Source organism: Sinorhizobium sojae CCBAU 05684 (assembly GCF_002288525.1).
Lineage (GTDB): Bacteria > Pseudomonadota > Alphaproteobacteria > Rhizobiales > Rhizobiaceae > Sinorhizobium > Sinorhizobium sojae.
Genome location: NZ_CP023068.1, coordinates 1,706,557 through 1,719,612, shown reverse-complemented (window position 1 = coordinate 1,719,612; position 13,056 = coordinate 1,706,557). Strand labels below are relative to the sequence as shown.

The following is a 13,056-nucleotide window of genomic DNA, read 5'->3' as shown; positions in this document are numbered from 1 at the left end:
CCGCCGCCGGCATCGCTGCCGGCAGCCGATTGCCTCGAATCCTACTGCTTGGCCACGCCACGAAGATGCAGGAGAAAGGATGGCTGGAGCTTGAAGCCTTCGACGGCCGCGGTCGTCACGGCATTCTGCTTCCAGTTGGCGACGAAGAGCCAGGGTGCGTCCTCGTGCACGATCGCCTGCACCTCGCCATAGAGCTTGCCGCGCTCCGCCTGGTCCGTGGAGGCGCGGGCCTTCTCCAGAAGTTCGTCGACCTTCGGATTGGAGTAATAGCCGGAATTGAAGCCGCCCTTGTCGGGCATGGCGTCGCTCCTGAGCGTCAGATAGGGAACCGTGTCCGGATCATTGGTCATCCAGGCCATCTCGGCCATATCCGCCTTTTCTTCGAGCCCCGGGTTCACACGGCCGAGAAAGCTGTTCCATTCGTAGGTTTCGATCTTCACGTCGAAGCCGACAGCTTCAAGGTCTGCCTGGATGGCTGCACCCATGGTGACCGGATCGAGCATGCCGGACCCTCCTTCGGTGACGTAGAAGGTCACAGCGGGACTTTCGGCGCCGGCCTCCTTGAGCAGTGACTTCGCTTTGGCGGGATCGTAGGGATAGGGCTCGACAGTGCTTTCGACCCAGTTGAAGGCCGGCGGGATCGGGCCGGCCGCAACCGTTGCCGTGCCCTGCAGCACGTCGTTGACCAACGTCTCCTTATTGACCGCGTAATTGGCAGCCTGGCGCACGCGCTTGTCGGCGAAGGGGCCTGCCTTGGCGTTCAAAATGGCAAACCAGACATGCGGCCCCGCTTGTTCGACCACCGCGAAATTGTCGTCCTCCTTGAAGGTGGCGAGATTGTCCGGCGGTACCTCGACCATGACGTCGATACCGCCCGCCATCATCTCCGCGACCCGCGTGTTGGCGTCGGTGATCGGCCTAAAGACGACCGCCTCAAGGCTCGCCGGGCCGCCCCAATAGTCCGGATTACGCTCGACGACGACGCGCTGGTTGGAGACCCATTCGACGAATTTGAAGGGACCGGTGCCCGACGGATGGCGACCATAGTCCTTTCCATGCTGCTCGACCGCTGCCGGCGAGACGATCAGGCCGGTCGGATAGGCGAGATTGGAAAGGAAGGGGGCAAAGGCTCCATCAAGCCTGAACTCGACTGTGCGATCGTCGATGACGTTCACGGCTTCGATCGAGGAGAAGTTGAAGGAGAGCGGGAATGGACCGGTGTTGTAGAAGGGATGATCCTCCTTCAGCATGCGGTCGAAATTGAATTTGACGGCCTCGGCATTGAAGGGCGAACCGTCATGGAATTTGACGTTCTCGCGCAGCTTGAAGGTGTAGGTCCTGCCGTCCTCGGAAATCTCCCAGCTCTCGGCAAGCGCCGGCTCGACCTCCAATGTCCCGTCCTTGAACCGGACAAGCCCGTCATAGACGTTGACGAGAATGCGAAAATCATTGGTGGCGGTGACCGTATGCGGATCGAGCGATTGCGGCTCGGCGATCTGACCGACAACCAGGACATTGGGGGGAGTCTGCGCCTTAACCGGCGTTGCCGCGGCGGCGAGAAGAACGGCAGCCGCCGCTATGGCGCCCCGAAATAGCCTCTTCATGGGGAAGATCCTTTCGATTTGGCTGAATTCGTGAGAGCGCAGTTAATACTGACAAATGTTACAGAAGCAAGAATTTATCATTATTAATTTGGGCGCGGCGGCAGGAGGCACGGCAACAGCCGGCGCCGGAGCCTGCGTAGGAGGGCTGCCCTCCCGCCGGTCGCGGCCATCGATGATCGAGATGGCCTTGCTAACTCTCCTGCCCATCCTCCGGCGTCAGGGCCTGTTCGGCTTCTGGGACCTTCTGGTGCGTGAAGCCCTTCAGGCCGACTGCCGTTTCTTCGGCGTCCCGTTCAATCTCGATCTGGCTCGCGAGATAGTGCACCACCAGCTTGGCGACGGAAATCAGCGCGTGCAGGTGGATGCGCTCGTAGCCGTGCGAAGCGTCCACCCCGAAGGCGAGGAGGGCGGTGCGCACGTCATGGCCGGCCTCGACGGCGGACGCGGCATCGGAGCGGTAATAGCGGAACACGTCCTTCTGGACGCGAATGCCGTTCGCGCCACAAAGTTCGAACAGCTTCTTGCACAAATGATAGTCGAACGGGCCGGTTTGGTCGGCCATGACCAGCGTGACGCCGAATTCCGAGGAGTTCTGGCCCGGCGCTGTGGTGCCGTTGTCGACGGCAACGAGCGAAGCGATGTCGGGCGTGACCACGGCCGAGGCGCCGACGCCGACCTCCTCGCCGATGGTGAAGAGCCAATAGGTGTCGACCGGCGTCTCCACCTTTTCACGGTTCATCGCTTCCAACGCCGCCAGCATCACCGCGACCCCCGCCTTGTCGTCGAGGTGCCGCGAGACGATGAAGCCGTTCTCCAGGAATTCCGGCGCCGGATCGATCGCCACGATATCGCCGACGTCGATCCCAAGCTGTGTGAGGTCGTGTTGATTGCGCGCCAGCGCGTCGACGCGCAGCTCCACATGGCGCCAGCCGCTCGGCTGGGTGTCGACCTCTTCGTTGAAGGTGTGACCGGAGGCCTTCAACGGCAGGATCGAGCCCCGATAGGTGCCTTTGACGGAAAAAATGGAGGCCCGGGCGCCTTCGGCAAAGCGGGCCGACCAGTGGCCGATCGGCACCAGTTCGAGGCGCCCGTTCGGTTTGAGCAGCTTGATCTGCGCGCCGAGCGTGTCGAGATGCGAAACGATGCCGCGTGCCGGCCGCCTTGCCGCGCCGGGCCGGCGGGCGCGAATGGCGCCACGCCGTGTCAGCACCACTTCCAATCCCAACCGCTCGAGTTCGCGGGCCGTGTGGCGAACCGCCTCGTCGGTGAACCCGGTGGGACTCGGGATCGCCAGCAGGGCTTTCAGGCGAGCAACCAGGTAGTGGGGGTCGATCGATATGGCCGAACTCATGCCGCCTTTGTCGCAAGATGAGGCCGAGGCGTCAACCTTGGGTGCTGCCGCCGAAAGCAGGTTTCCAAAAGGCGCCCCACGGCTTTGCAATCGAAACTGCGACAAAACCAATGCGCCGCAACTGATCGTCAGCGTCGGTTTTTGCGTGTAGCGACCGCGCCGATCGCCTAACGCGTGCAGGAATTTCTTGCGGTGCAGCAATTCTCTGATAAGCTGCGCTAGAGTCGATATGCGCCTATTGGATGTATCAGGGTCTGCCCGCTGCGCACCGACGTCGAGCTTCGCGATGCCGACGACGGCTGGCCATTGCCTCCGTTGAAGGCCGGCAGGCTGGTTCCAAGCCATGGAATTGACCACTCGTCGCTTATAAGCGGTTCCGGTCGAATTCGTCATGGCGTGGAGAGTTTGCCGCGCCCGAATTCGAGTTGTGCTGCTTTAGAGGAGAGAGTCCCATGGCAGAAAGCCTGTTCTTCGGCGGTCCGGGCCGGGACGTTTTCTATGACGATGATGCGCCGAACTCGTTCAATGGCGGCGGGGGTGCGGATACGGTCAGTTATGCTCGCTCGTCGCGCGGGGTCGTGGCCGACCTTCAATCCGGTCAAGCTTACAAATTGCTCTCGATATTGCCTTTTGGCGATTCCATCACCTACGGCGTGATCGGCAGTACGACCGATACCGAGAGTGGCGGATACCGGAAATTCGTGCTGGATCACCTGCACGCGCTCAATGTCCACGTCGATTTCGTCGGATCGCTCGCAAACGGTCCCGCCGATATGGAGGACCGTGACCACGAGGGGCACCGCGGCTGGACGCTCAATCAGTTGAATGGCATCGATGAAAGCGCCCTGGCCTCGACCGCGCCCGACGCGGTGCTTTTGATCGCGGGTACAAATGACAGCAAGAGCGACAGTGTGCAGGCGATGGTTCAAGACCTGCGCAACCTTCTGCTCAGCATGACAGCCGCGGATCCCGACGTGACGGTCTTCGTTGGTTCTATCCCACCCGTGCGGGTCGGGCAGCAGTCGCAGGCGCGGGCTGACACGGTCGACGCCTACAATGACGCAATGCCTGCGCTCATTGAAGAACTGGTTGCGCTGGGGCTCGATGTGGTCTTCGTCGACATGCGGGGCCTGACGCCCGACGACATCACGGCGCCTCCGCTCGACAGCGGCTTACATCCGACGGCCGAAGGTTACGAGAAGATCGCCGCCTACTGGCTGCAGGCGCTGGAGCAGCATTTCGGCCTGGACGATGGGGGCATCGGCAGCGACCGCGACACCTTCATCAGTATCGAAAACCTGACCGGCTCAGCCTTTGACGATCGGCTGGCCGGAAATGATGGGACCAATACACTGGAAGGCGGTGACGGGAGCGATGTGCTCGAGGGACGCGGCGGCGCCGACGTGCTGATCGGCGGGACCGGCGCTGACGTAATGATCGGCGGCGCGGGCAACGACGTCTATTATGTCGACAGTTCCGGCGACAGCACGATCGAGGAGGCCGGCGGGGGCATCGACGAGGTGCACGCCTATGTCGACTGGACGCTTCCCAAACACGTTGAGAACCTGTTCTTGCGGTCGGCGGCCGGTCTGGCTGGCGTCGGCAATGCCGGAGCCAATACCATTATCGGCAACAGCGGCGCGAACAGGATCGAAGGACGCGATGGTGATGACACTCTCGACGGACGCGGTGGCGCGGACCGTATCATCGGCGGTACCGGCAACGACACCCTGACGGGCGGCACGGGCGACGACACATTCGTCTTCGCGATCGGCGACGGCCAGGACGTCATCACCGATTTCAACCTTTCGGGAAACGATGTCCTGGAAATCTCCGGTTACCAGAGCTACAGCGAGCTCCGCCAGATGGGGGCCGACACGCTTGTCGTCTTCTCTGCCAGCGACAGTCTACTCCTCAAGGGGGCCAATAGCGCTTCACTGAGCGCCCAGGACTTCGTCTGGGCGGATGGGTCCGGTGGCGACCAGCCCCCGCCGGGTGCGATCGTCGGCGGTGCGGGGAACGATACGCTTGTGGGCGGCAGCGGCGCAGACCAACTCTACGGCATGGGCGGAAACGATGTGCTCGATGGAAGGGCCGGTGCCGATAGGCTCGTCGGCGGGATCGGCAACGACGTCTACTACGTCGAGAACATCGGCGACGAGACCCTTGAGGAGCCGGGCGGCGGGATCGATGCAACCCATGCCTACGTCAACTGGACGCTGGCGGACAACATGGAAACGCTCTACCTGCGCTCGGCCGCCGGGCTGAATGGCCGGGGCAATGCGCTTGCAAATACCATGACCGGCAACAGCGGCGCCAACGCGCTCGAGGGGCTCGCCGGCGACGACATCCTGGACGGGCGCGGCGGGCATGATAGGCTCACCGGCGGAACCGGTGATGATAGTCTGGCGGGCGGGACGGGTAATGACGTCTTCGTCTTCGCCGCTGGCGACGGTCGCGACACGATTAGCGACTTCGACCTTTCAGGCGACGATCTGATGGAGATATCCGGCTATGTCGGCTATCAGGAGCTGCGCCAGATCGATGGCGACACGCTCGTCGTGCTCTCCGGCAGCGATACGCTCCTGTTGAAAGGCACGCTTGTGGCGAGCCTGTCGAGCAGTGATTTCTTCTTTGCATAGCCGCGTCTGAATTCCCCAAATTAATGAGGGTTGCTAATCCTTTTGGGCTACCCACAATCCTGCTGGCCTTAAAATCGTCCATCGAACGACTTATTCGATCGGGGCACTGGAGGCTAGCAATGCGTCAGACTTGGCTCGACGTGGCCAAGGGCGTGGGCATCGTTCTCGTCGTCCTGGCCCACGTCCTGACCCACAGCAAATGGCAATGGGCACCCGAGGTCTTTTTTGCGATCTCGTTGTTCTATATGCCTTTTTTTTTCGTGATCTCGGGATATCTCTTCACCGCGTCCGACCGACAGACCCTGCTCTCCAAGCGAGTACGTGGTCTCATGATCCCGTATATCGCCTTTCTCGGCCTCCTCATCGCGGGCATGCTGCTCGTCGACCTCCTTCACGGCGAGATACCGGCTCCCTGGCAAGTCAGGGAACTGATGACCAACGCCGCTTGGGGTGGACGAAACCTTACCCGCGAACTCGGTGTCTTCTGGTTCGTGAGCTGCCTCTTTGCGACCCAGCTTCTCTACAATGAGGTTGCGCTGCTGACCAAAAGGCCCACCGATCCTGTGATGCTGATCTTCGTGGCAGGCGCTGTCGCCCTTGCTTATGTCATCCAAACCTCCTGGCCGGATATCCGCTCGCCTCTTGCCCTCAGCAATGTGCCTCTCGCCATCGGCGCCTTCTGGTTCGGGCACCTGCTGCGTGAAGAGAGGCTGGGCGCCATTGCGATTGTCCTGGCTGCTCTTGCCGTTTTCGGCATCTCGAGTGCCGCTGCCTTGGCAGGCTCCGACTTTACCTTCAGCATGAAGAACACCAAATTCGGACCGCCGATCCTCGGCCTATTGCTCGCGCTTGCCATCTCCGCGACCCTGCTCGGCCTCGTACGCCTGGTCACGCGTGGTCTTACTGAGCCGATGGCGCCGGTCGCTGAACTCGGCAAGGCTTCACTGGTCATCATGTTCGCTCACCAATTCGTGCATTTCACTTTGCGCGAATCGGGACTGACCTCGGATATTCCGCTGATTGTTCTTTCGGTCGGACTACCCTATCTCCTCTATCGGCTGCTGAAGACGTCGGCGGTTCTGTCACCCTGGTTCCTCGGGCAGGGATCGCTGTCGCTCAGTATCGACCGAATGCGGCGGACACTCGCCAGCCGCGCGAGATGAGATTGGCGGCGGCGAGGTTCGCGATTGCGGGCAACAATCGCAACCTGGGGTGGATTGCTCTTGACCTTCGCACCGCTTTGAGCAAGATTGTGCAGCGCACAAGGTCAGCGGCGGGCGCTTGGCTGCCGTTTGCCTCCGATGGCACCAGATGCCTCGACTCAGCAGGGGAACGAACCGGATGTTTCGGGAGATGCCTGTTTACAAGAAACTGATTGCCCTCGGTGCGATCCTCCTCACCTTCGTCGGCGTTCTCGATGCGCTCGCCAACCTGCCCGTCGTCTCGGGCTGTTCGTTCTACGGCAAATGCGCCTTGCGCGACGCCTCGACGCCGCCGACGGACCTCGGCACCGATCCGGTGGCGCAATGAGCAGCCCGGAAAAAGCGGCACTCATCGTGTATGACGGCGAGTGCGTGTTCTGTCAGAATTACGTGCGCTTCTTGCGGCTGCGCGAAACCGTGGGTCCGGTCGAACTACTCGATGCCCGCTCAGGCGATCCGCGCGTCGCGGCTTTTCAACGTGAAGGCTATGATCTGAACGACGGCATGCTCTTCGTCTTCGACGATCGCGTCCATCACGGAGACGAGGCCGTCAATCTGCTGGCAATCCTCAGTTCCCCGTCTTCACTGTTCGGCCGACTCAATCGCGTGATCCTTTCAAGCCGGGTGGCCGCGCGGCTGATCTACCCCGTGCTCAAGCTTGGGCGCCGCATCACGCTTCGTCTGCGCGGTCGGCCGCTTATCCCCGCCGATCTCGATCGCTCGCCCGAACGGGGCTGGTGACCCGAAACGGACTGCGGGCGACGTGCAGTCGAGTCATGGCAGCACTTCGCCGGGATAAACACCCCAGATGTCCTGCTGCCTGACATAGCCGCTCCACCCGCCGTTCTTTCCTGAGACACGGCACCAGGTGCCACTGCAGGACCGCAGACGAACGACAAGTCCCGTCTGCAATCGAGCGGCGACGGGCGCAATCGACGAAGCATGATCGCGCATGGGAACGTAGCCCTCTTTCCAAGGAGCGATCGCACCGGTCCGGCGACCCGACAGCAGTCCGTGATACATCCACCCGACCGTGCCGTCCTGATCCCTCACTTTTCGCCAATTGCCATATTCGGCAAAGATCTCCAGCGGTAGACCGGGCGAAAGGTATACCCATTTCACCATGTAGTCCGTTCCGGGCCCGACGCGCATGTTTGCACGCTGGGCGCCGAGCGAGACGTAGCGAGGTAGGGGCAGACCCGTTACGCGGCCTGTAATGGGAGTGGCACTCGCAGGTACGGCGGAGATGGCAGCAAGGAATAGGAAAACAAACACTCTGAACAAGGCTGTCACTGGGCAATCAAGGATTTGGTGTCAGGCAACGGCACGTCCCCGAGCGGGACGAGGAGAGGGTGCCTCAGTTTGTTAGCGCGGTTGGGGGCTTCAGAACACGGCTGGTGACGTGGTGTCAATGCTCACAGTCCACAGGTGCTTCAGCTTCGGTGCGGTGAATTGCGGCGCGGGCAAGTCGTGCAGGTTCCAGTCGGCTCGGCCCGCACCTGGTTTGGTCCAGGCAGACGTGTGGCTCAAAGCCGGTGTCCTGCATCGGGCGACGAGCCTCAATGCGTGCAAACCTTCGGCCGCGAGAAGTCCACCAGCTTGAAGATCAGCAGCTTGCGCTCGAGGAGGTTCGGCATTTCGTCGGCGAGGCTGGCCGCCGTCGCCCGTGTGACGATGGCGCCGTCCTTCTCGTAGGTCACCCATGCTTCCGGCTTCCAGCGGAGCCACAGCTTCAGATCATGCAGGATGTGATGGTTGCCGGCCTGCGACTGACGCACCCAGAATTCCTTCGAGGAATCGACGACCTTCACGACCTCGTTCTGATAGTCGAAGAGATAGGGCGGCTTGGTGAAGAGCAGGTGGTTGGTCCGGCCGGCCTCCGTGTGCAGGTTGCTGAACATGTTGATCGAGCTTTCCGTCTTCAGCCCGACATAGGGCGAAAGGCAGGAGAGGAAGAACAGGCCGGGCACCACATAGATCCAGGCGGGCGCGCGCGGCGCGGCAACATTCTCGCAAGGCAGGTTTTCGAGCGCCACATAGGTGAGCACGACCATGGCCGCTCCGCCCACGACCGCCCACACGAGGATCCAGACGGAATGGACGACCATTTCGAAGGAGCGCTCCGGGAAGACAAGAGTCAGGAGCATGACGATGGCCGCCGCAATGAGCATGAGAGCGAGACCCGGGAAGATCGTCCCGATCCGCCCGTAGTTCTCGCGTAGCCTGTTGGCCACCTTCAGCGAAATGCCATAGAGCATATGGCTCGCGGGCTTTGGGATGCTCAGCACGTAGAGCGCGAAGACCAGGCTGGAAAAGTCCATATACCAGGAATAGGCGGAAATCGGGATAATATAGTGGAAGACCAGCGCCAGGATGAAGCCCACGGCGAAATAGCGCTTCCAGTAAAGCGATATGATGGCGATCCCCTCGATGATGAAGGTCGCGTAAATCGCCAGATATCGGCCGAACAAGTTGTCCTCTAGGCCGAACGGTCGGGCGAGCGGCACGTAAAGCCCCACCGCGCAACTGACGGTGGGATCGAGAAAGTCCGTGTTAATCTTGTGGAAGATGCCGTAGAAATACATGATCGCGAGCAGAGCGCGGGCAACGATGCGTACCTGGTCGTAAAGGGCAACGCGGTCGATCGGACCGCGACCGGCCCTCAGGTACAGCACGGCGGCGCTGAGCAGGATTGCGCCGTCCATAACGGCGGTAATCGTCTTGTTGTTGGACGCAACCGGCAGGCGAAGGGCGAATAGTGCCACCGTTGCCCCGGCAAGAGCGACGAGAACCCAGGTACGACGCGGGTACAGGAAAAGCAGGAGGCTGAACAGGACGATCGCCCACGCGAGCGCCATATAGATCTGGCCCTTGTAGCCGATCAGCCCGTAGGTGTCGCCGGCGATGCTGAAGATTGCGGCCATGGCCCAGAAGGGCGTGAATGCGGTCAGACCGTCGTAGCTGTAGGCCAGTTCTCTGATGTTGGTGGCCTTGCCGCGGCCTATATTCCAGAAAGGTATCGCATCTGCCGTCATCATGAGTTCCACTTCAAGTGACCGTGGGTTGTCCGAACGCGGAACGCAGCCAAGGCTTGGCGCAGGCAGTCCAAAGTGCATGCGCAGCCATGCGGTGCGTCACGACAGTGTCGCCGTCCGGCGCGGCTGCCGCGTATTGGGAAAATTGCCCGGTCCTTATGTCTCCCGCTTTTCATCTTCGACGTGACTCGCCACCGGCGAAAAACCTTCCGGAGAGGTGTGCCCTTGACAGTCCGCGGCTGGGTTTGGGTCTAGCCTATGCTGCAACGAAAAATTGTAAACAGCCTATCTGCCACCATTGAATTCGTGTGTCAATTACGTGGGAGCGCCCCTCGCCGGCTGTCGACGACGAGCTACCTAGCCGCTGGACATGCTACGGTCAGTACGACCTATGGTTCAGTTGCGGCGAATCTACTACGCATGATGCTGTGTTGCAACATGGATTGTGCGGCGCATCAGAGGTTGTGTATTTCTGTTGCGCTGCAAAAAATATCTCGTTATTGCAGGTGCTCGTGGAAACCGGGAATGAGGGTAGGGACTTGGACGCCAGCCCATTCGATCCGCCCGAGGGTTCGCTTCGCAGGTCCGTCGGCCGCGGCGCCGTCGCAACCGGCATCGCACAAGCCCTCAAAGTCGCGACCCAGATCCTGTCTGTCATCGTTCTTTCCCGTCTGCTGTCGCCTGAGGATTTCGGTATTGTCGCCATGTGTGCGCCGGTGCTCGCCTTCATCGCGCTCTTTCAGGATTTCGGCCTGACGCAGGCCACCGTGCAGAAACACGCGATAACGCATGATGAGGTGAACTACCTCTTCTGGGTCAATGTTGCCGTCAGCACGGCGCTCGCCTGCCTGATGGTCGGTGCGGCGCCGCTGATCGCTCGCTTCTATGGCGAGCCGCGGGTCGGCCCGCTGATTGCTGCCATGGCCGTGCAGATCGTCGCTTACGGCCTGGGCGCCCAGCATCTCGCCCTCCTCAACCGACGCATGGCCTTCGGTCGTCTCGCATTGATTGAAGTCGCAAGCGCCGTCGCCGGCTTTTCTGCTGCGGTCGCCTGGACGCTGATCGACCGGTCCTATTGGGCGCTTTACGCGGGCACCCTCACGAGCTCCCTGCTGCCGAGCCTTTGCTACTGGGCGAATTCGCATTGGCGCCCGGGCGTGCCGCGAAAGGTCCAGGGAATCGGCGCGCTGCTCAATTTCGGCGCCGGCATTACCGGATTCAATTTCGCCAATTTCTTTGCCCGCAATCTCGACAACATCCTCATCGGTCGCTACTGGGGCAATACGGAGCTTGGCCTTTACGACCGGGCCTACAAGCTTCTCCTGTTCCCCCTGAGCCAGATCGCAAACCCGCTCTCGAAAGTGATGGTGCCGGCGCTCTCACGCCTATTGGGCGAGCCCGACCGCTACCGCAGCGCCTATCTCCGCGTGATCCCCTTGATGCTGGTCGTCGCGCTGCCGGGGGTGGCGACCGCCGTGGCGACTGCCGATCGGCTCATTCCTTTCGTGCTCGGCGAACAATGGCGGGAAAGTGCCCACATCTTCCAGGCGCTCGGCTTTGCCGGCCTGCTGCAGCCTCTCAACAATCCGGCGGGCTGGCTGTTCATCAGCCAGGGCCGGTCCGGCGACTTCATGCGTTGGGGAATTGTCACCGCCGCAACCTCCGCCCTGGCCTTCATCATCGGCTTGCCTTATGGGGCGCTCGGTGTTGCGGTCGTTTATGCCGCGAGCGAATATTTGCGAACGCCCTTCCTCTGGCTCTATATCGGCCGAAAGGGTCCCTTGGGCGCCCGGGACATGGTCCGCGCCGCGGGCCCTTTCCTTCTTGGGGCGCATATCGCGCTTGCCGCCCTGTGGCTGGTGCGGTCGCATCTGCCCGATCAGGCGATCGTCGCCATCGCAGGTGCGGCGATGCTTTCATACGCGGTGACGGTTGCCGTGGCGCTTCTCTTCCCCTACGGCCGCCGTTCGCTGCGCGAGGCGCTCGATCTCCTGCCAAAGAGAAGAAGCGGCCAAAGCTGAGAGAAGCTATCGCATGTCTCCTTACAGCGCCGCGCGTCTATTCAGACGCTTTCAGACGCGCAAAGGTTGCTGCAACTCGTTAATCTGCGCATCGAGCTTTCCGAAAATCGGGTACAATACTTGGCCGATGCGCGAGATTGGGCGGAACATGCAGCAGTTTGAAGGTCTCTGCACGTAACTGAACTCGCCGTTCAGGCCGGCTTCCTGACCTTGCTCTTCAATGCATTGTAGCCTCTTTCCCCGAGCATCGCGCGGGCCGCTGCCTTCAGCAGCGCGTGCCTACCCTCTGCCGTCTTCGCCTGGTTCAGCCGCTCGCGCACCAGGGCCGATGCGGGTGTGATGATCTCGTGCGTCTCCACGCAAAGGACCGGCTTGCCTGAGACCTTCGCGATGTTGACGGCCTGGCCGTGTTCGCTTTCGATGAACAGGACGGCATTCGAGCGCCGGTAGACCTCTGCCTTGAAGCGGCCGTGTGCGGTGAGGCGCTGGCGCTCTTCCTTGCTCGGCAGGTCGAGCATGACGAGCTCGTCGTACTCGATGCCCCGCTTCGCCAGCCAGGCCTCCGTCTCGGAGCGATATTTCTCCAGCCGGCTGGTCACCAGAGAGGCGATCTTGCGCGTCGGTACGTAGAGAGGGTGTGCTTCCGCGAGAAAGCGAAGATAGGCGGGGCCGTCATCGTTTTCGTCGTTCGTCGGGTCGAGGCACAGAACGCCGTCGATATCGACGCAGCTCTGCCCAAGGAACTTGTGGTGCATGAAGTTCCATTGGAACAATCGCGGTTGCTGGACGAGCTCGAACACGAAGTCGGTCTCCTCGTAACGCTCGTAGCTGCCGTAAACGGCGGCGAAGATCAGCCGGTCGCGCGGAATGCCCGCCGCTGCCGCCTTCACCCTTGCCTCCCTCATGGCACTGCCGCCATTGATGCTGTCGTCGAGGATGAGGATCCTTCGCATTTCGGCCATGCTGCGTCCGAGCGCGGCGGAACGCTTGGTGATCCCGCTCGAGAAAATCTTGCCGGCGACGAAGCTGTCGAGATCCGTCATCTGGATATTTGCCGTCAGGCTGAGGAGGTTGGCGGCCAACATGCCGCTACGCGGGATGCCGACGACCAGATCGATATCGCCGGGCAGGCGATGCAGGTTTCTGGCAATCGTGGCATTCATGTCGGCGATCGATCGATACTGCATCTCGTTGCACCTCT

10 protein-coding genes are annotated in these 13,056 nt (G+C 61.4%); 5 read left to right on the top strand and 5 right to left on the bottom strand.

Annotated elements, in window-relative coordinates; all coding sequences use genetic code 11:
• Positions 1–41: 41 nt before the first annotated feature.
• Together SJ05684_RS25665 and SJ05684_RS25660 are read right to left on the bottom strand one after the other, a co-directional pair.
• On the bottom strand, positions 42–1,604 hold the full coding sequence (locus SJ05684_RS25665) for an ABC transporter substrate-binding protein (RefSeq protein WP_095694384.1): 1,563 nt from the start codon (positions 1,602–1,604) through the stop codon (positions 42–44).
• A 190-nt stretch (positions 1,605–1,794) separates the two neighbouring features.
• Positions 1,795–2,955 (bottom strand): osmoprotectant NAGGN system M42 family peptidase, encoded by a 1,161-nt coding sequence (locus SJ05684_RS25660; RefSeq protein WP_034856874.1) that lies wholly within the window; start codon positions 2,953–2,955, stop codon positions 1,795–1,797.
• A 452-nt stretch (positions 2,956–3,407) separates the two neighbouring features.
• On the opposite strand from SJ05684_RS25660, the gene SJ05684_RS25655 reads away from it, so the two are divergent.
• The 4 genes from SJ05684_RS25655 to SJ05684_RS25640 all read left to right on the top strand — a co-directional run bounded on the left by SJ05684_RS25655 (position 3,408) and on the right by SJ05684_RS25640 (position 7,540).
• Complete coding sequence (locus tag SJ05684_RS25655) at positions 3,408–5,597, top strand: GDSL-type esterase/lipase family protein (protein ID WP_034856790.1); 2,190 nt, start codon at positions 3,408–3,410, stop codon at positions 5,595–5,597.
• A 119-nt stretch (positions 5,598–5,716) separates the two neighbouring features.
• Positions 5,717–6,760, top strand: coding sequence for an acyltransferase family protein (locus SJ05684_RS25650; RefSeq protein ID WP_034856788.1), 1,044 nt, complete (start codon positions 5,717–5,719; stop codon positions 6,758–6,760).
• Positions 6,761–6,950: 190 nt separating this feature from the next.
• Positions 6,951–7,127: a hypothetical protein gene (locus tag SJ05684_RS25645; protein ID WP_157211991.1), complete on the top strand. Its 177-nt coding sequence runs from the start codon at positions 6,951–6,953 to the stop codon at positions 7,125–7,127.
• Positions 7,124–7,540 carry a thiol-disulfide oxidoreductase DCC family protein gene (locus tag SJ05684_RS25640; protein WP_034856783.1) on the top strand — a complete coding sequence of 139 codons (417 nt, stop codon included), beginning with the start codon at positions 7,124–7,126 and terminating at the stop codon, positions 7,538–7,540. Before SJ05684_RS25645 ends, SJ05684_RS25640 begins: the two co-directional genes overlap by 4 nt.
• Before the next feature lie 33 nt (positions 7,541–7,573).
• Here the strand turns inward: SJ05684_RS25640 and SJ05684_RS25635 are convergent, their stop codons facing one another.
• Positions 7,574–7,951, bottom strand: coding sequence for an SH3 domain-containing protein (locus tag SJ05684_RS25635; protein WP_050980091.1), 378 nt, complete (start codon positions 7,949–7,951; stop codon positions 7,574–7,576).
• Positions 7,952–8,358: 407 nt separating this feature from the next.
• Entirely contained in the window at positions 8,359–9,834 is a 1,476-nt protein-coding gene (locus SJ05684_RS25630; protein WP_034856871.1) for a hypothetical protein, read from the bottom strand.
• 539 nt (positions 9,835–10,373) lie between these two features.
• Between SJ05684_RS25630 and SJ05684_RS25625 the strand changes: the two genes are divergently transcribed.
• Positions 10,374–11,855: a lipopolysaccharide biosynthesis protein gene (locus tag SJ05684_RS25625; RefSeq protein WP_034856781.1), complete on the top strand. Its 1,482-nt coding sequence runs from the start codon at positions 10,374–10,376 to the stop codon at positions 11,853–11,855.
• A 191-nt stretch (positions 11,856–12,046) separates the two neighbouring features.
• On the opposite strand, the gene SJ05684_RS25620 is transcribed toward SJ05684_RS25625, so the two are convergent.
• Positions 12,047–13,042: a phosphoribosyltransferase family protein gene (locus tag SJ05684_RS25620; RefSeq protein WP_034856780.1), complete on the bottom strand. Its 996-nt coding sequence runs from the start codon at positions 13,040–13,042 to the stop codon at positions 12,047–12,049.
• Between the last annotated feature and the right edge of the window lie 14 nt (positions 13,043–13,056).

Bases quoted from the DNA above. Each gene is read 5' to 3' on its own strand.
- SJ05684_RS25665 (WP_095694384.1), bottom strand. From the start codon at position 1,604: ATGAAGAGGCTATTTCGGGGCGCCATAGCGGCGGCTGCCGTTCTTCTC.
- SJ05684_RS25660 (WP_034856874.1), bottom strand. From the start codon at position 2,955: ATGAGTTCGGCCATATCGATCGACCCCCACTACCTGGTTGCTCGCCTG.
- SJ05684_RS25655 (WP_034856790.1), top strand. From the start codon at position 3,408: ATGGCAGAAAGCCTGTTCTTCGGCGGTCCGGGCCGGGACGTTTTCTAT.
- SJ05684_RS25650 (WP_034856788.1), top strand. From the start codon at position 5,717: ATGCGTCAGACTTGGCTCGACGTGGCCAAGGGCGTGGGCATCGTTCTC.
- SJ05684_RS25645 (WP_157211991.1), top strand. From the start codon at position 6,951: ATGCCTGTTTACAAGAAACTGATTGCCCTCGGTGCGATCCTCCTCACC.
- SJ05684_RS25640 (WP_034856783.1), top strand. From the start codon at position 7,124: ATGAGCAGCCCGGAAAAAGCGGCACTCATCGTGTATGACGGCGAGTGC.
- SJ05684_RS25635 (WP_050980091.1), bottom strand. From the start codon at position 7,951: ATGCGCGTCGGGCCCGGAACGGACTACATGGTGAAATGGGTATACCTT.
- SJ05684_RS25630 (WP_034856871.1), bottom strand. From the start codon at position 9,834: ATGACGGCAGATGCGATACCTTTCTGGAATATAGGCCGCGGCAAGGCC.
- SJ05684_RS25620 (WP_034856780.1), bottom strand. From the start codon at position 13,042: ATGCAGTATCGATCGATCGCCGACATGAATGCCACGATTGCCAGAAAC.